Annotated in this window: 18 protein-coding genes; all 18 read right to left on the reverse strand. The window is 59.8% G+C overall.

The window, feature by feature from the left end:
• Nucleotide 1: 1 nt before the first annotated feature.
• Entirely contained in the window at nucleotides 2-625 is a 624-nt protein-coding gene (ribA, locus tag C4S72_RS20300; protein ID WP_104005013.1) for a GTP cyclohydrolase II, read from the reverse strand.
• Nucleotides 626-760: 135 nt separating this feature from the next.
• On the reverse strand, nucleotides 761-1,237 hold the full coding sequence (locus tag C4S72_RS20305) for a phosphatidylglycerophosphatase A family protein (RefSeq protein ID WP_104005014.1): 477 nt from the start codon (nucleotides 1,235-1,237) through the stop codon (nucleotides 761-763).
• On the reverse strand, nucleotides 1,234-2,220 hold the full coding sequence (gene thiL, locus C4S72_RS20310; RefSeq protein ID WP_104005015.1) for a thiamine-phosphate kinase: 987 nt from the start codon (nucleotides 2,218-2,220) through the stop codon (nucleotides 1,234-1,236). The genes C4S72_RS20305 and thiL overlap by 4 nt, the downstream gene beginning before the upstream one ends.
• A gap of 14 nt (nucleotides 2,221-2,234) precedes the next feature.
• The gene (gene nusB, locus C4S72_RS20315) at nucleotides 2,235-2,744 is read right to left on the reverse strand and encodes a transcription antitermination factor NusB (RefSeq protein WP_104005016.1); all 510 of its coding nucleotides are present in this window, start codon (nucleotides 2,742-2,744) and stop codon (nucleotides 2,235-2,237) included.
• A gap of 4 nt (nucleotides 2,745-2,748) precedes the next feature.
• Nucleotides 2,749-3,222 carry a 6,7-dimethyl-8-ribityllumazine synthase gene (gene ribH, locus C4S72_RS20320; protein ID WP_104005017.1) on the reverse strand — a complete coding sequence of 158 codons (474 nt, stop codon included), beginning with the start codon at nucleotides 3,220-3,222 and terminating at the stop codon, nucleotides 2,749-2,751.
• Nucleotides 3,223-3,262: 40 nt separating this feature from the next.
• Entirely contained in the window at nucleotides 3,263-4,384 is a 1,122-nt protein-coding gene (gene ribBA / locus C4S72_RS20325; RefSeq protein ID WP_104005018.1) for a bifunctional 3,4-dihydroxy-2-butanone-4-phosphate synthase/GTP cyclohydrolase II, read from the reverse strand.
• Between the two features lie 16 nt (nucleotides 4,385-4,400).
• Nucleotides 4,401-5,063, reverse strand: coding sequence for a riboflavin synthase (locus tag C4S72_RS20330; RefSeq protein ID WP_104005019.1), 663 nt, complete (start codon nucleotides 5,061-5,063; stop codon nucleotides 4,401-4,403).
• Nucleotides 5,063-6,202 (reverse strand): bifunctional diaminohydroxyphosphoribosylaminopyrimidine deaminase/5-amino-6-(5-phosphoribosylamino)uracil reductase RibD, encoded by a 1,140-nt coding sequence (ribD, locus tag C4S72_RS20335; protein WP_104005020.1) that lies wholly within the window; start codon nucleotides 6,200-6,202, stop codon nucleotides 5,063-5,065. Before ribD ends, C4S72_RS20330 begins: the two co-directional genes overlap by 1 nt.
• Nucleotides 6,203-6,207: 5 nt before the next feature.
• Nucleotides 6,208-6,693 carry a transcriptional regulator NrdR gene (gene nrdR, locus C4S72_RS20340; protein WP_104005021.1) on the reverse strand — a complete coding sequence of 162 codons (486 nt, stop codon included), beginning with the start codon at nucleotides 6,691-6,693 and terminating at the stop codon, nucleotides 6,208-6,210.
• A gap of 200 nt (nucleotides 6,694-6,893) precedes the next feature.
• On the reverse strand, nucleotides 6,894-8,150 hold the full coding sequence (gene glyA, locus C4S72_RS20345; RefSeq protein WP_104005022.1) for a serine hydroxymethyltransferase: 1,257 nt from the start codon (nucleotides 8,148-8,150) through the stop codon (nucleotides 6,894-6,896).
• A gap of 271 nt (nucleotides 8,151-8,421) precedes the next feature.
• Entirely contained in the window at nucleotides 8,422-8,844 is a 423-nt protein-coding gene (locus tag C4S72_RS20350; protein ID WP_104005023.1) for an Hsp20/alpha crystallin family protein, read from the reverse strand.
• Nucleotides 8,845-8,987: 143 nt separating this feature from the next.
• Nucleotides 8,988-10,334 carry a DUF58 domain-containing protein gene (locus C4S72_RS20355; protein WP_104005024.1) on the reverse strand — a complete coding sequence of 449 codons (1,347 nt, stop codon included), beginning with the start codon at nucleotides 10,332-10,334 and terminating at the stop codon, nucleotides 8,988-8,990.
• Nucleotides 10,331-11,353, reverse strand: coding sequence for an AAA family ATPase (locus tag C4S72_RS20360; protein WP_104005025.1), 1,023 nt, complete (start codon nucleotides 11,351-11,353; stop codon nucleotides 10,331-10,333). Before C4S72_RS20360 ends, C4S72_RS20355 begins: the two co-directional genes overlap by 4 nt.
• Complete coding sequence (locus C4S72_RS25820) at nucleotides 11,350-12,696, reverse strand: DUF4350 domain-containing protein (RefSeq protein ID WP_160115557.1); 1,347 nt, start codon at nucleotides 12,694-12,696, stop codon at nucleotides 11,350-11,352. The genes C4S72_RS20360 and C4S72_RS25820 overlap by 4 nt, the downstream gene beginning before the upstream one ends.
• Nucleotides 12,693-14,300 carry a DUF4129 domain-containing protein gene (locus C4S72_RS20370; protein ID WP_104005026.1) on the reverse strand — a complete coding sequence of 536 codons (1,608 nt, stop codon included), beginning with the start codon at nucleotides 14,298-14,300 and terminating at the stop codon, nucleotides 12,693-12,695. The genes C4S72_RS25820 and C4S72_RS20370 overlap by 4 nt, the downstream gene beginning before the upstream one ends.
• Complete coding sequence (locus C4S72_RS20375; protein WP_104005027.1) at nucleotides 14,287-15,258, reverse strand: stage II sporulation protein M; 972 nt, start codon at nucleotides 15,256-15,258, stop codon at nucleotides 14,287-14,289. The genes C4S72_RS20370 and C4S72_RS20375 overlap by 14 nt, the downstream gene beginning before the upstream one ends.
• A gap of 22 nt (nucleotides 15,259-15,280) precedes the next feature.
• Nucleotides 15,281-15,979: an RDD family protein gene (locus tag C4S72_RS20380; protein ID WP_200826845.1), complete on the reverse strand. Its 699-nt coding sequence runs from the start codon at nucleotides 15,977-15,979 to the stop codon at nucleotides 15,281-15,283.
• A 13-nt stretch (nucleotides 15,980-15,992) separates the two neighbouring features.
• Nucleotides 15,993-16,508, reverse strand: a complete 516-nt coding sequence (locus tag C4S72_RS20385; RefSeq protein WP_104005028.1) for a DUF4234 domain-containing protein — start codon at nucleotides 16,506-16,508, stop codon at nucleotides 15,993-15,995.
• Between the last annotated feature and the right edge of the window lie 244 nt (nucleotides 16,509-16,752).

Raw genomic sequence — 16,752 nt, forward strand, 5'->3', positions numbered from 1 at the left:
TTCAGGAGCTGCTTTCTTCTGCGTTCTGAAAATGAACTTCGGTCATCATATGGCCGAGTTTGCCCATTTTCGTTTCCAGATAATGTTCATTGTGGCTGTTTTTGCCCACCTGCAGCGGTTCGCGATTCGCCACGGTCAGACCGTACTGCTCCAGCGCAGAAACCTTGCGCGGGTTGTTGGTCATCAGACGCAGCGAGCGCACGCCCAGGTGCTTGAGCATCGGCAGGCACATGCTGTAATCACGCATATCGGCAGCAAAACCCAGCTTCTCGTTGGCTTCCACCGTGTCCGCGCCCTGATCCTGCAGATGGTAGGCGCGGATCTTGTTCAGCAGGCCAATACCACGACCTTCCTGGCGCAGGTACAGCAGCACGCCCCGCCCCTCTTCGGCGATACGCTTGAGCGCTTCCTGCAGCTGGAAACCGCAGTCGCAGCGCAGGCTGAACAGGGCATCGCCGGTCAGGCACTCGGAATGGATACGACCGAGCACCGGCTCGTCGGTATCCACATCGCCGAATACCAGCGCCACGTGCTCTTTACCACTGGTCTTATCCTCAAAACCGACCATGGTGAAGACACCCCAGGGGGTTGGCAGTTTGGAGTCGGCTACATACTGAACAGTCACGAAATTACACCTCTATATGGGCGGCCCGGGGATCTTTGACGCCAATACCGTTGGCGACAGCACCTTTGGTGACCGCCTCGCCCTTGGCGGGGCCAATATTATAAAGCATAGCGGCTGACAGCTCGACCAGCCGGTTCATGCGATAACGTGCATTATGATTTGCAGAACCAGCGCGGCAAAAACACCCGCGATCAGGTCATCCAGCATAATGCCGAATCCCCCGTGTACGCGCTGGTCGGCCCAACGGATTGGCCAGGGCTTGAGAATATCGAACACCCGGAACAGCACGAACCCCAGCAGCGCCCAAAGCGGCGCCACCGGTACAGCGATCATGGTGACCCAGTAACCGACAAATTCGTCCCAGACGATACCGCCGTGATCGTGTACACCCAGATCCTCGGAGGTACGCTGGCAGAGCCAGCAGCCCACCGCAAAGGCGGCCAGAACGACCAGTAGATAGGTGACCAACGGCAGCTGCGCCAGCAGGTACCAGAGCGGTACAGCGGCCAGGGTGCCCACGGTACCTGGAGCCCAGGGCGATGCGCCGCTGCCCAGACCAAAGGCCAGAAAGTGGATCGGGTTACGCCAGACGGACGCCGGAGCCCGGTTCATCGTCGCTCTCCAATATGATCGCCAAAATGCTCGCCAAAATGATCGTAGCCTTGCGCGCTGCTGTTCCACGGCTGGCCATCGCTGAAAACACTGACGCCGCTGCCGGCCTGCATCTGACCGACACAGGTCAGCGGCAGTTGCAGCTCTGCGGCGACGGCCTGGCACTCGTCCAGGCGCTCCGGTGCGATAGTCAGGCAAAGCTCGAAGTCTTCACCACCGCTAAGCGCCCACTGCCGCGCCTTGTCAGCCCCGGCATAGGCTTCTAGCTCTGCTGATAGCGGCAGCTGCTCGAGATTGATACGGGCGGCAAGGCCACTCTGCCGGGCGATATGACCAAGATCGGAGACCAGGCCGTCCGACAGATCGATCGCAGCCGATGCATAGCGGCACAGCCCTCGGGCCAGCGCGATACGCGGCTCCGGGCGGAAAAACCGCTGTCGCAGATAAGCGCTCGGTGCGGACAGGTCGCTATCCAGCTGAACCTGCAGACCACCGCGGCTATCACCCAGGGTGCCACTGACCAGCACCAGATCACCCTCGCGGGCACCGGATCGGGTCAAGGCTTCATTGGCTTTCACCCAGCCATGGACCTGAACACTGAGTGCCAGCGGACCACGGGTGGTATCACCGCCCACCAGGGCGATATTCAGCTCGGCCGCGCGCCGGGCCAAGGCAGCCGCAAAAGGCTCCAGCCAGTTGATATCAGCGGTGGGAAGAGTCAGTGCCAGGGTAAACCATGCGGGCTCGGCCGCCATGGCAGCCAGATCGCTGACCGCCGCACCCAAAAGACGCTCGGCGATCAACGCAGGATCGCTCCCTGGCAGAAAGTGGACACCTTCCACCAGGGTATCGATGGACACCGCCAGCTGCGCGCCGGTCGGCGGCACCAGCAGAGCACAGTCGTCACCGATCCCCAGAGCCACATCGTCACGCCGCGCGGCGGACCGGGCAAAATAGGTATTGATCAGTTCAAACTCGCCCACTGTCGTGCCAGACCTTAACGCCGTGCGGCGATCTCCGCCCTGCGGGACTTCTGCGCAACCTTGTCGAGCACACCGTTAACGTAACGGTGGCTGTCGGTGGCACCGAAGACCTTGGCCAGCTCAACGCTCTCGTTGATCGCCACGCGGTAAGGCACTTCCATACGGCGCAGCAGTTCGAAACTGCCAATACGCAGCACGTTGACCTCAACCGGATCCAGCTCATCGATGTTGCGATCAAGGAACGGCGAGAAGGTTACGTCCAGCTCGGCCTTTTCGTTGATCACTCCGCGCAGCAGCTGGCTGAACAGCTGCACATCGGCTTCTTTCATGTCCGGGTTGATGCGGAACTGAGCTTCGATCTCGTTGGCCGGCTGACCGCCCACCTGCCACTGGTACAGGGCCTGCAGGGTGAGCTTACGCGCGTTACGGCGCTGCTCGGTCAGAGACGGCTTGCGATTTTTCTTCGGCGCGCTGTCGTTAGAGCTTCCGTTGGAACTGTCTTTGGAGCTGGAGGTGTCGCTCATTTTCTTAGGCCTCAAGCTGACGCAGCAGGCTGACCATCTCCAGAGCGGAGAGAGCAGCTTCAGCGCCTTTGTTACCGGCCTTGGTGCCGGAACGTTCGATCGCCTGTTCGATGCTGTTGACGGTCAGGATACCGTTGGCAACAGGCACGCCGTACTCCAGGGAAACCTGTGCACAGCCCTTGGAGCTCTCGGCAGAAACGTATTCAAAGTGCGGAGTACCACCACGAATCACCGCACCCAGGGCGATGATGGCATCATCTTTTTTCTGAGCAGCGACTTTCTGTGCCGCCAGCGGGATCTCGAAAGCACCCGGTACGCGGATGATACGGATGTTGTCTTCGCTGACGCCGTGACGCTTGAGCGCGTCCAGCGCGCCTTCAAGCAGGCTTTCTACAACGAAGGAGTTGAAGCGACCAACCAGGATCGCGTATTTGCCGTCGGCGCTGACGAAGTCGCCTTCATAAACTTTTACTGACATCGGATCTGTCCTGTGATTACAAAGAAGAGTGACTGCTCGGTTACTCTTCGCAAGAGATATATTCTTCGACTTCGAGATCGAAGCCCGAAATTGCATTGAACTTCATCGGCGAGCTGAGCAGGCGCATCTTGCCCACGCCCAGTTCACGCAGAATCTGTGAGCCCGTACCCACCTGCAGATAAGCCCCAGATGCACTGACGGTTACCTTGGAGTGTTTTCTCGGGCTGGTGGTGAGACCCTGAAGGGCATCACCGAGATCGACCCGCTGACCGGAATCGATCAGGATCACAACACCCTTGCCTTCCTGAGCTACACGCTCAAGGGCACGGCGCATGGTCCATTTTTTCTCTTCGCCGGGCACCATGCCACCGACCACATCACGCAGCACTTCGCCACGGATATGCACACGCACCAGCGTCGGCTCTTCCGGGGTGATCTCGCCCTGGTACAGCGCCAGGTGGCTGCAGTTCTGGATCTCGTCACGGTAAACCGCGTATTTGAACTCGCCGTACTCGGTTTCCAGCACGCCTTCGTCGGCACGTTCAACGGTATGCTCGTTCATGGCACGGTAGTGGATCAGATCGGCGATGGTGCCGATCTTCAGGCCGTGCTTGGCAGCGAATTTTTCCAGGTCCGGACGACGCGCCATGCTGCCGTCTTCGTTCATCACCTCAACGATGGCTGCCGCCGGCGTCAGGCCTGCCAGGCGCGCCAGGTCGCAACCGGCTTCGGTGTGGCCGGCACGGCTCAGCACGCCGCCGGGCTGCGCCATCAGCGGGAAGATGTGACCCGGCTGAACGATATCTTCCGGCTTGGCATCATGACGCACGGCAACACGCACGGTGTGCGCACGGTCCGCCGCAGATATACCGGTGGTCACGCCGTTGGCCGCTTCGATCGACAGCGTAAAGTTGGTGGAGAAAGCCGCACCGTTGCTCTGCACCATCAGCGGCAGCTTGAGCTGTTCGCAGCGCTCGCGGGTCAGCGTCAGGCAGATCAGGCCGCGGGCGTGGGTAGCGAAGAAGTTGATATCTTCGGCACGCACCATCTCGGCGGCGATGATCAGGTCGCCTTCGTTCTCGCGGTCTTCGTCGTCCATCAGGATAACCATCTTGCCCTGACGGATATCCTCGATAATCTCTTCAGTGGTGTTCAGTTGCATACTTATCTCCAGCGCCCTAGCGACGCATGAATCCGGCCGCAGCCAGCTTGTTCATTGTCAGCCCTTCGCCCGGCTCAGCATCGCTGTCGGAGGCGCCCATCAGGCGTTCCAGGTAGCGTGCAATGAGATCCACTTCCAGGTGGACCCAGCGGCCCTGGCGATAGCTATCGATAATGGTTTCCTGCGCCGTATGTGGCACGATATTGAGGCCGAAATCCGCGCCGTTCACACTGTTGACGGTAAGACTCACGCCATCAATGGTGATCGAGCCCTTGGCTGCGATGTAGCGCTGCAGCGACTTCGGCGCCTGGATCGTCAGCCGCACGGAGCGGGCATCGTCGTGACGATCCACGATCTGGCCCAGGCCATCCACGTGACCGCTGACGATATGCCCGCCAAAACGGCTCACCGGCATCATCGCCTTTTCCAGGTTGACCTTCTCACCCACGCTCATATCCGGAAAGCGGCTGTGCGCCAGGGTTTCCTTGGACACATCGGCCACAAAGCCATCACCGGGCAGTTCCACGGCGGTCAGGCAGATGCCGTTGGTGGCGATACTGTCACCCAGTTTTACATCACCGAGGTCCAGCTCGCCGGTGCGCACACGCACGCGCATATCGCCATCAATCATGCGGATATCGGCAATTTCACCAATCGCTTCAATAATGCCGGTAAACATCAGTTATCAGACTCCTCGACGCCGGCCAGTTTCCAGTTCAGTCGCAGATCCTGGCCCAGGTGGCGTACCTCGTCCAGTACCAGCGGGATCTGCTGGTCCATACGTTCCAGCGGTAGCTGCAGCAAAGGCCTGGCGCTGCTGCCGAGCAGCTTGGGCGCCATGTACACCACCAGTTCGTTCACCAGACCTGCGCCGACAAAAGCGCCAGCCAGTGTCGCGCCGCACTCAACCAGCAGTTCGTTACACTGTTCATGTTGCGCCAGCCACTCAAGGATAGCGCCCAGATCCAGGCGCTCACCGTCTTCACGCACCTGAACTTCCGCCCCGGCTTCCTTGAGTGCGTTGATTCTCGCCTCATCGGAACTCAGGGTCATCACCAGCGTACGCCCGGGCTGACGCAGAATCTTAGCTGTCAGCGGCAGACGCAGGTGTGTATCCAGCACCACGCGCAGCGGCTGGCGTTTCACGATCTCGGCGGCGTTCTCCACACCGAGCTCGTTTTCCCTCAGCGTCAGCGAGGAATCGTCCAGCAGCACGGAATCGATACCGGTCAGGATCGCCGAGCTGCGCGCGCGCAGGCGCTGCACATCGGCACGGGCGGCGCTGCCGGTGATCCACTGAGACTCGCCACTGGCCATGGCGGTACGGCCATCGGCACTCATCGCCAGCTTGGCGCGGACATAGGGCAGGCCCTTTTCCATACGCCGGATAAAACCGGGGTTCAGCTGTTGGGCTTCGGTCTCCATCAGCCCGCTGGCAACCTCGATACCCGCCTGGCGCAGACGCTCCAGCCCCCGGCCGGCAACGGCGGGGTTTGGATCGACCATGGCGCAGACCATACGGGAGATGCCCGCCTCAACCAGCGCCTCGGCGCAGGGAGGGGTACGGCCGTAATGGCTGCAGGGTTCCAGCGTGACATAAGCGGTAGCGCCACGGACCTGGTCGCCGGCCTGTTTCAGCGCGTTGACCTCGGCGTGGCCCTCACCGGCACGGACATGGTAGCCCTCGCCGATAATCTCGCCCTCTTTCACCAGCACGCAGCCCACGCGGGGATTCGGGTCGGTGGTAAACAGACCCCGGCGTGCCAGCGCGATGGCGCGGCCCATAAATTGATGATCGAGTGAGGAGAAACCGGACATAGGCTTTAAGACTCCGCCTGCCCGTTGCCATTCGCTTCCGCGTTGGCGGAGAGACGTTCGATCTCTTCCTTGAACTCGTTAATATCCTGGAAACTGCGGTAAACGGACGCAAAGCGCACATAGGCGACCTGGTCGAGCTTGCGCAGCTCTTCCATAACGATCTCGCCCACTTCACGGGAGGGAAGTTCACGCTCGCCGGTGGCGCGCAGTTTCAGTTTGATTCGGGTAATGCAGGCTTCTACAGCCTCGATGCCAACCGGGCGTTTCTCCAGCGCACGCTGAATGCCGCCACGCAGTTTGGCCTCGTCGAAGGGTTGCCGGGTGCCGTCACCTTTAATGACGCGGGGCATGACGAGTTCTGCTTCTTCGAAGGTGGTAAAGCGCTCGTGGCACTTAACGCATTCACGCCGTCTGCGCACCTGCTGTCCCTCGGACACCAGTCGCGAGTCGACAACCTTGGTATCACTTGCGCCACAGAAGGGACAATGCATCCTCAGCCTCGAATAAAGAGCGTCGGTCCAGAAGACCGGAAAGAAAAGAGCGTTTTAAATTTTTCACAGCGCTTTTTGCCAAGCGCCAGATAAAGCAAACGGGGCGGTTTAAAACCGCCCCGCTATTCTAGGGAGGCAGGAACCAACTTTCCAGCCTCCGCAGCCAGGGTTTTACCCCTGGGCGTCGTTTATATCCGGTTTTACTTGTAAACCGGGAAACGTGCGCAGATATCGACAACCTTGGCCTTGACCGCTTCGATCACTTCCTCGTTGTTGATATCTTCCAGAACGTCGCAGATCCAGCCGGTCAGTTCGGTCACTTCAGCTTCCTTGAAGCCGCGACGGGTAACCGCCGGAGTACCGATACGCAGACCGGAGGTAACGAATGGTGAACGCGGATCGTTCGGGACAGCGTTCTTGTTCACGGTGATGTTGGCGCGACCCAGGGCAGCGTCCGCATCCTTACCGGTGATGTCCTTGCTGACCAGGTCAACCAGGAACAGGTGATCTTCGGTACCGCCGGAAACGATATCGATACCGCGCTCCAGGAACACCTTGACCATCGCCTTGGCGTTTTTAACGACCTGAGCCTGGTACTCTTTCCACTCCGGCTCCATCGCTTCTTTGAAACAAACCGCCTTGGCCGCAACGATGTGCATCAGCGGGCCGCCCTGAGATTCAGGGAATACAGCGAAGTTCAGCTTCTTCTGCAGCTCTTCATCGGCACGGGCAGACAGGATCAGACCACCACGCGGGCCACCCAGGGTTTTGTGGGTAGTGGTAGTAACGACGTCAGCGTACTGCATCGGAGACGGGTACTGACCGGCAGCAACCAGACCGGCAACGTGCGCCATATCGACAAACAGGTAAGCACCGACCTTGTCAGCGATCTCGCGGAACTTGGCCCAGTCGATGATCATGGAGTAGGCAGAGAAGCCCGCAACGATCATCTTCGGCTTGTGCTCCAGCGCCAGACGCTCAACTTCGGCGTAATCGATTTCGCCGGTTTCCGGGTTCAGACCGTACTGTACAGCGTTGTAGATACGACCAGAGAAGGAAACAGACGCGCCGTGGGTCAGGTGACCACCGTGGGCCAGGCTCATACCCAGAACGGTATCGCCCGGCTTGCACAGCGCCATGTAGACAGCGGCGTTAGCCTGGGAACCGGAGTGCGGCTGAACGTTGGCGAAAGTTGCGCCAAACAGCTCTTTGGCACGGTCGATAGCCAGGTTCTCAACGATGTCGACGTATTCGCAGCCACCGTAGTAACGTTTGGCCGGATAGCCTTCCGCGTATTTGTTGGTCAGCGCGGAACCCTGAGCTTCCATTACACGCGGGCTGGTGTAGTTTTCGGAAGCGATCAGCTCGATGTGCTCCTCCTGGCGGGTCACCTCGGACTGCATCGCGTCCCAGAGATCCTTGTCGAAGCTGGCGATAGACATATCTTTGCTAAACATTACTGTCCCCTGATTGAGCAACGTCGTCGGCAGCGACCGGTCATTGGCGAAAAGCGAAACCGATGGGGCCAACTGCCGTGAAAAGGCCAGCATTATAGTCGAAAAAGCACTCGCTGGGCACATGAAATAGCGTCAGGCGGGCTGGAACAGGTTTCATATTCGGTGCAGCCAACCCACAAGCTAAAACGGCCCGCCCCCAACGAACGGGAAGCGGGCCGCCGGACATGCTGAACGCCTGTTATTCGCAGCGATTCACCGTCTTAAACGGGATTCACTCAACCGCGATATTCACGCCCTCTTTTTCCTGTGGCGCTCGCTTAGGCAGCGTCAGTGACAGCACGCCGTCGTTGAAGCTGGCTTTCACCGCCGCCGGGTCCACATCCGAACCGATACTGAGCTGGCGGATAAACTGGCCGACATGACGTTCCTGGCGGATCAGCTTGCCGTCTTTCTCTTCCTTGTCCTCTTTACGGGTTTCCCCGCGTACGCTGAGCACACCGTTTTCCAGGCTGACACTGATATCCTCTTTCTTGACGCCGGGCAGATCCACATTGACGGTATAGGCACCATCACTTTCATGTACATCGATCGCCGGCACCTTTTCGCCATTCTCCCGAACGCTAAGCGGCCGGAAGAAATCGTTGAGGAAGGTATCGTCAAACAGGCTGTTAAAGCGGGTTAGATTGCGGCTCATAAGATCACCCCCTTTTTCATTTTATTTTCAGGTTAGGGGCGGCGGATTCGGTTGCAGAATCACAACCACCCGATCTCCAATCTGAATATAGAAAGCGGAATGAGCTGCTTCAAATACCGGTATTGACCGGGGACAACACTGGCTCAGATTCTTCCTGCACGCTTCAGCGCGAGGTATTCCTGGATCAGCGCGACATGCATCTGCTGGGGCGGCGAGTCGACTACCATCACGCCCCGCGCCTTAAGCTGGGCGATCAGATCTGCACGCTGTTCGCGGTAGAGCTCGCGGGCACAGTGGTCGAGCGCAGCCTGATAGCCCGGCTCCTCTTCCAGCTCGCGATCGAGAAAACTCTCACGCAGGCAGGCCACCATCACCAGGTGCTTGCGGCCAAGTATCCGCGCCGCCAGCTGCAGCTCTTCGCTGTCGTCATCACGCATGTTGGAGACGATCACCACCAGTGCGCGCTTCTGCTGTTTCAGCATCAACGCCTCGGCGGCCTGGCTCAGATCGCTGGCCTCGGTGCTGCTCTGGATATCGTAAAGCTGGTTCAGCAGCCGGTTGATCCCCTGGCGCCCTTTCACCGGGCTGACCCAGCGATTGCTGCCGGCAAAGCCGAGCACACCCACCGAATCGCCCATCCCCAGCGCCATGTAAGCGGTCAGCAGCAGCGCATTGAGGGAGTGATCGAAATGGCTCAGCTCGCCATCGAGCGCACGCATGCGACGCCCGGTATCGAGCATGAACAGCACCTCCTGGTCACGCTCATCCTGATACTCGCGGGAGATCAGTTTCTGCTGCCGCGCCGTGGCTTTCCAGTCGATCTGACGGATCTCATCGCCGCGCTGGTACTCGCGTAGCTGGCGAAACTCCAGGCCGGAACCGCGCCTCTGGGTAAGATGTGCGCCCAGGTGCGCAACGCGCTGTTCATCATCAAGAAAGTCCATGCCGCTGAGCGCCATGAAGTTGGGATAGACCTTTACCGACTGCTCCGCCTCGATATGCAGCTGCCGGCGCCAGAGCCCCAGCGGCGATTGCACCCTGAGTTCGATGGCACCGAAATGCGCATCGCCGCGCTGCACCGGCCGCACCTGGTATTCAACAATCAGGCTGGTATCGGCGGGCAGATCCAGCTGCGCCGGCAGCTGCTCGCAGCTCAGTGCATCGGGATAGCGGTCGGTATATTCCAGGCGCAGATCGCGTCGCCCCGGGTTTTCAAAACGCAGGCGAATCGTTGCCGGGCTGCCCAGCGCAAGATTACCCGGCAACTGACGCCCGGCGTCGGGCATCCTGCCGGTGTAGAGCGCCAGCGCATCCAGTGCCGCCGCAACCGCTGCCAGCACAAACAGGCCCCACCAGAGGTAGGCGAGCCAGGACGGCGCCACTGTGGATAAAACCCGCAGCAGCGCCAACCCCAGGCCCAGCCCGAGGAAAATCAGCAGGTATTTGAAAAGCCCACGGTCGGGGAGCAGATTCAGAACCGGGAATCTCATTGGCGTGGCGCGTCGACCGTCTGCATCAGTTGCTGCAACACCTGATCCGGCGTGAAGCCTTCGATCTCGCTCTCCGGCGACAGCAGGATACGGTGACGCATCACCGGCAACGCAACCTGCTTGATATCGTCCGGCAGCACAAAGTCACGACCGTTGATCAGCGCCCAGGCCTTGGCCGCGCTGACCAGACCGATGCTGGCCCGGGGGCCCGCTCCCTTGAGGATGCTGCTGGTGCTGCGGGTCGCCTGCACCAGGCGCACCGCATAATTGAGCACCTGTTGATCCACAGACACCGCTTCGGTGGCATCCTGCAACGCCAGGATATCGGCTGCCACCAGCGCACCTTCGCTGTTGCCACCGATCTCTTCCATGTTCAGCTGACCACTGGTAACACGGCTGACCAGGCGGGTTTCATCTTCCAGGCTCGGATAGTCGATAAACACCTTGAGCAGAAAACGGTCCAGCTGCGCTTCCGGCAGCGGGTAGGTGCCCTCCTGCTCGATCGGGTTCTGGGTCGCCAGCACCATGAACGGCGGGTTCAGCGTGTAGGCCTTGCCCTCGATGGTCACCTGGCGCTCCTGCATCACTTCCAGCAGTGCCGCCTGGGTTTTCGCCGGTGAACGGTTGATCTCATCGGCCAGCAGCAGGTTGGTGAAAATCGGCCCCTTGCGGATATGGAAGCGCCCCTCCTGCATGTTGTAGATAGCGTGGCCGGTCATATCGGCGGGCATCAGGTCCGGGGTGAACTGGATACGGTGGAAATCGCCATCAAAACAGCGCGCCATGGCACGCACCAGCAGCGTTTTACCCAGGCCCGGCACGCCCTCTAGCAGGACATGACCGCGACACAGCAGCGCGATCAGCACCTGATCAATCACATCATCCTGGCCGATCAGCAGCGCCTTGATATTGCTGCGCAGGAACTCGATCTGCTTCGCTGTGCCCCCGGCTTCAACGGCAGCTGTCTCTTGCACCGCGTCCCTGTCCAGGCCTTCGCCGGCTCCGCTCTCCTGAGTCATAACTGATTCCTGATTTTGATAAGTAATTTCACCGTTTCGACCAGCTCCTGCTGGGTGTACTGCCCCGCTTCGGTCATGACGCGGGACACCTCGTCACTGGTCACCTCCGCGCGATCGGCAATCAGCCCGTACTGGGCAGAGTCGTTCAGCTGGTCAAAGCCAGCGTGATAGCGGCTGGCGCGCTTCAGTACCTGCCGACGCAACGGCCCCAGCAGATGATCGAACTGACGATGCTGCTGATGGAAGCGGGCCACCGCCTCCACATGCTCTCCCAGTGCACGCCGCTCGCCGCCATGTGTCACCTGCAGAGGACCAAAGCGCCTGGCCCTGGCCAACGCCCAGAGCAGCAGCATCAGCAAGATAATCAGTGCTGGTTCACGCGCCTGCTGCCAGATCAGCTGATTCAATGTCGGCCATTGGGTATAGCGCTGGATATAAAGACGATCGGCATCGGCCACCAGCCAGCGCAGCAGCGCTGCATGGTCAAACAGGCCAATATCATCGTTGGACCAGATGCTGGCATCGCTGACGACGCTGACCTGGCCAAGGCCAAGGTGGAAGTTCATCAGATCCACCCGCTCACCGGCCAGGGACTCGGCCCTCAGGTCCAGCCGGTAGTTGGCGGTAGCCCAATCAGGATCCTGCAGCAACGAATAGTGTGAGTAGATCAGACTTTGAAGCGACTCGTTGCCGGGCATCTGAAGACGGCTGATATTAGGTTCATCGGCCTGCTCTTCCCGCTGATCGAGAAGGTAGCGCACCTCTTCGGTGGGAGTGCGCTGGTGTTCATCGGCGGCATTGTCCAGCAGGCTCGGATCCTGTGCTGCCTGCTCCAGGGCGGCATTCAGTTGCTCAAGCGCTGTTTCTGGCGGCTGTTCGGCTGCGTCGCTATCCTCGACCGACTCTTCGGAGTCGTCCTCGGAGTAGTCCGAAGCATCATCATCGTACCGGCTGTCGTAGGTTGCACTGCCTATGCCCAGCAACTCTTCCAGCGGCCCATCGCTCAATGCAGGCGTGTACTGCCAGATCAGATGCCCGCCACCGCTGACCCAGTCAAGCAATCGGTGCGCCTTGTCCGGACGCGTTTCCAGATAGGAGACATCGGTCAGCAGCAGTGCATCTGTAGCATCAAGCTCGTCCACTTCCACCGGATAGACCTTGTGCTCGACACTGATGCCCTGCTCTTCGATAAAGCGCCCAGCGGCAAAATAAGCGTTGCGAAGCACCTCCGCAGTGGGGCCCTGATTGACCAGCCGCTCAACCCTATGCAGTTTGCTGAACAGCAGCAGGACGAGCAGCGCCAGCAGCAGGATCACCAGAATCCGCACGACCATTCGGTTCATACGGCCAGTACCTCCCTGAGCTCGCGGTACAGGCGCTCGGCCTGCTGCCGGTCTGGCGCCTGATGGGCGTAGGCCAGGCGCAGCCAAAGCCGGGTCAGTTCGTCAAAGCGGCTATCCACATTGAGTTCCGCGCGGGAACGGACGGCCGCCGCACACTCCAGCTCGGTATACCAGGATTCCAGCGGCACCCGTCGCGCATCCACCAGCAGATGCAGGATGTGGCGATAGATCAGCGATACGGCCAAACGCATATCGCCCTGTTCAAAAGCGCGGGTAATGGCTGCATCCATATCCTCGGGCAGGCTGTCTGCCGAGATCTCCATCCCCATGATGACCCTCGGCCCGGCCACCGGCTGCGGCGGCTTATACTCGGGCCCGTTATAGGCTTTCAGATGCTTGACCAGCGCCCTGGTCAACAGGAACAGCAGCAGGCCCAGCGCTGCCCAAAGGAGCACCTCGACCAGCTGAAACAGCCACCCCAGGTTCATCTGATCCATCCAGCGGGCGAGATCGGCGAGCCACTCCCAGCCCTCCAGCGACTCAGGTTCTGGCACCTCGGTGGGTTTATCCTTCCACTCCCACTCTTCCACCTGTTTCTCGATCACGAAGGGTGGCGTTTCCAGAATCTGGCGAATCTCTTCCCTGGCCTGCTCTGCACCTGCCGCCTCAGTGCTGTAGACGCTGGCCTCTGCCGGCGTGGCCGCAAGCGGCGACAGCAACCCAAGTCCGACCCATGCAGCCAGAGCCAGGCCGAGAACATTCGCAGAGTCTGAGGCCGCCGGCTTGGCGCTATTTTTGGCTTCAGCCTGTTCGGCAGACTTTGCCTCAACACCGGCCTCAACACCGGCCTCAATACCTGTATCAACGTCGCTGCGGCGGCGATGGCTTTCACGGAACAGCAGCTCCAGGTCCCAGGCCTCCAGTTCGATGCGGCGGTTCAGATACAGCGAAAAACCACAGCCGAGATAAAACGGGGCGACCAGGCTCATACCCAGCAGCATGCCCAGGTTAGAAAGATGAGCGTAAACCCCGGCATCGACACTGAGGAAAAGATCGGGATCGATGTCGATGTAACTGCCGGCGAAAGCGACCAGCGCCAGCACGATACTAATTGGCACCAGCAACTCGAGATGCACCATCACCAGAGTCAGCCAGGAAGCGGCTCTGCCGCATCCCGGGTTCAGCGCAGCGCAGCGCTTGGCTCGGGCAGCGCCCTTCTGCTGCTCCAGCACGGTGACGGCCAGGTTGAACGAACGCCGCATATCGGCGCGGCGCCAGAGCAGCGCCGCAAGCATATCGAAGCGATAGAGTCGCAGCAGACTGCGCCAGTTAAACAGTCCGGTTGGCCGTTCGTTGAAGATATAACGGCTGAGCATCAGCAACGGCAGCCGGTCCAGCAGCGGCTTGCACCACCAGAGACCCAGCATCGCCCAGGCGGGGCTGTCATACAGCACGAGATTCAATAGCCCGTAAAGCAGCAGCGCCGGCAGCATCCAGGCAAGCAGCAACGGCCGGTACCAGCGCCGCGCCATCAGCACACCGATATCCAGCGCCTGCCAGGAGCTTCTGACCCGGGTTTTCAGCTGCAGCTCATTCAGGTTCACGGCGTTCTCCCAGGGATGAGAAGAAACAGAACCAGAGCACAAAAATCCACAGCAGCGCACCGACGGAGAGCTTCAGTGCCACCGGCAACGAGGTGCTGGAGGACCAGAACGCCTCAAGAAAGGCGGCGATAAACAGCATGAAGGTGGCGCCGTACATCAGCTTGACCGCCTCGGCTGCCGCCCTGCGCAGCGCCTCCAGGCGCCGCAGCCGGCCGGGGCTGATCAGCGCATAGCCGAGCATCATCCCGGCAGCGCCACTGATAACGATCGCCGTCAGTTCAAAAGCGCCGTGGCCAATCACGAAGGGATAGAAGGTCTCGCTGAAGCCAGCCTGGGTCAGATGACCACTGACCGCACCGAGGAAAAGGCCGTTATAGAGCACCACAACCACCGAGCCGACACCGAAAAAGATACCGCCGGCAAAGGACTGAAAGGCGATACTGATGTTGTGCTGAATGTAGTAGCCAAACATTTCCAGATCGGTCTCGGCATCCCGCTCAGGCCCGATGCGGGCGTTGGCGGGGTCATACATCGACTCCATCTCCGCAGCCTGGGGCGGCGATATCAGGCTGTAGGTGATCGACTCATCGTGATAGGTGCCAACCCCCATGACCAGCGCCGGCAGCAGGAACAGCAGCGCTGAGCAGATGACAAATCGGCGATTGCGCCTCAAGGTGGTGAGAAACAGCGCCAGCGCACCAGCCAGGCGACCGATGCCGACACGGGATTCCGGCTGGTAGAGCAGATGATGACCCGCCATGACAAGACGGTTGAGGTAAGCCACCAGCGCCTCGGAATAATCCCGCTGACGGGCCATCGCCAGGTGGTTACACAGCTGGCGATAGGCTTCCGGGAAGCCTTTATCCGGAGTCTGGCCAGACTTGCCGGCCGCTTCCAGGCCGGATTCAAACGCCTTCCAGAACTCGGCGTAGCGCTGTTCGAAATCCCTCTCTCTCATGCGCGTTAACCTTCCTTCGCCATCATCGCTTGCCGCCCAGCAACCAGACACCTATCCCCTTGAGCCGGTTAAGCCCGGCAGTGCCCGACTCGCCGGTTACCGGTGTCAGCAGATTGGCCAGTTCCTCCTGGCGAGACTCGCTGATGGAACCGCTTCTGAGCGTAAGATCGACTATGCCCTGGCGCTCCTCCCGTGTCAGTGGCACGGACGGCATCAACGGCTTGATCTGCGGATCTACCGTCAGCGGCCGTTCGGCTTCCTGGTAGATCACCAGGCTGCCCGCCGCCAGATCACCGAGGCGTTGAAAACGTCCGGTCAGCATCATGGAGATCAGGCCTGTGGCATAAAAGGCGGGGAAAAAATCTGCTGCCCGGAGCAGGTTGCGGACGATAGAAGCGCCCCAACCGATGGGCGTAAAGTCCGCGTTGACGACCCTGAGGCCCAGCGCCTTTTTACCCGGTGTCTGCCCCTTGCGCAGCACCTCGAAAAAGACCGGATAGAACCATTCCAGCAGGAAGGTCAGAATCAGAAAGGCACCGCTACCCAGACCACCCACAAAAGCGCTGAGAATGCCGATGACCATATACACCAGGCAGCGCCAGCCGAGATCGACCATGTAGGCAAGGATACGCGGTACAGGCCCCGCCGCCGCCTGGACAAAATCTATGCCCTCCGGCGTTTCGACACGGACCTGGTTATCAATAAGCTTGGAAGCTGGCACTACAAACAACCGCTTAGCGGCGTGAGTCGATATGCTGATTGATCTTGTAGTTCATGTAGAGCATGGTGAAGAAGAAGGTCATCACGCCACCAGCCCAGGTGCGTTTGCCTTCGCTCTGCGTCACGCGGTTGAGAACACCGCGGAATTTAAACGCCCAAACTTCAAGCAGTATAAAGCCGGTCAGGCTCAGCAGGTTGCCGAAGATGTTGATCGCAGTCAGGGCGCCCATGCTGCCAGCGCCGCTTGCCAGAACAAATCCAAACAGTGTCGGCAGGATCAGTGCGGCCAGGCTCACCACGATATAGGTGGTGACCAGACCGGTGGGGACCTTTTCATGCTCGCTGATAGAGTTGAGCTTGCGGGTACGGCCGTGAATCCAGAACAGCGGATAGATACCGATAGTCACAATCGACAGCAGGAACACCCACCAGGTGCTGAATCGGCTGAATACGGAGAGATCGCCAGCGTTCTGCTGGACTTCGAGATCGGCTTCAGGGGCGGCGTAAGGGTTTTCTGCAACCTGAGTCATTTTTCTTCCTTAAATATGTATTTCCAACGATTAAGAAAAAACGCGTTTTTAGCCCTACGTTTTTTCCGGCATCACTGGCCAGCTTCCAAGCGGGTGTGCATGCTATCTCAGTCGCCTGGCGATGCCAAGGGAGCGCTATTGTCCCCGGTCATGTCGTAAAGAGTAGACGCTTGGCAGCAGATTGGTATTAACCCCTGCCCAGAGGTAAAATCGGCGCCATTCTCCTTTTAACCGTTTACAAACC

Origin of the sequence: Marinobacterium lutimaris, assembly GCF_900108065.1 — a bacterium.
Taxonomy (GTDB): Bacteria; Pseudomonadota; Gammaproteobacteria; order Pseudomonadales; family Balneatricaceae; genus Marinobacterium_D; species Marinobacterium_D lutimaris.

Coding starts and splice junctions, on each gene's coding strand:
- C4S72_RS20305 (WP_104005014.1), bottom strand. CDS start 1,237: ATGAACCGGGCTCCGGCGTCCGTCTGGCGTAACCCGATCCACTTTCTG.
- nusB (WP_104005016.1), bottom strand. CDS start 2,744: ATGAGCGACACCTCCAGCTCCAAAGACAGTTCCAACGGAAGCTCTAAC.
- ribH (WP_104005017.1), bottom strand. CDS start 3,222: ATGTCAGTAAAAGTTTATGAAGGCGACTTCGTCAGCGCCGACGGCAAA.
- ribBA (WP_104005018.1), bottom strand. CDS start 4,384: ATGCAACTGAACACCACTGAAGAGATTATCGAGGATATCCGTCAGGGC.
- C4S72_RS20330 (WP_104005019.1), bottom strand. CDS start 5,063: ATGTTTACCGGCATTATTGAAGCGATTGGTGAAATTGCCGATATCCGC.
- ribD (WP_104005020.1), bottom strand. CDS start 6,202: ATGTCCGGTTTCTCCTCACTCGATCATCAATTTATGGGCCGCGCCATC.
- nrdR (WP_104005021.1), bottom strand. CDS start 6,693: ATGCATTGTCCCTTCTGTGGCGCAAGTGATACCAAGGTTGTCGACTCG.
- glyA (WP_104005022.1), bottom strand. CDS start 8,150: ATGTTTAGCAAAGATATGTCTATCGCCAGCTTCGACAAGGATCTCTGG.
- C4S72_RS20350 (WP_104005023.1), bottom strand. CDS start 8,844: ATGAGCCGCAATCTAACCCGCTTTAACAGCCTGTTTGACGATACCTTC.
- C4S72_RS20355 (WP_104005024.1), bottom strand. CDS start 10,334: ATGAGATTCCCGGTTCTGAATCTGCTCCCCGACCGTGGGCTTTTCAAA.
- C4S72_RS20360 (WP_104005025.1), bottom strand. CDS start 11,353: ATGACTCAGGAGAGCGGAGCCGGCGAAGGCCTGGACAGGGACGCGGTG.
- C4S72_RS25820 (WP_160115557.1), bottom strand. CDS start 12,696: ATGAACCGAATGGTCGTGCGGATTCTGGTGATCCTGCTGCTGGCGCTG.
- C4S72_RS20375 (WP_104005027.1), bottom strand. CDS start 15,258: ATGAGAGAGAGGGATTTCGAACAGCGCTACGCCGAGTTCTGGAAGGCG.
- C4S72_RS20385 (WP_104005028.1), bottom strand. CDS start 16,508: ATGACTCAGGTTGCAGAAAACCCTTACGCCGCCCCTGAAGCCGATCTC.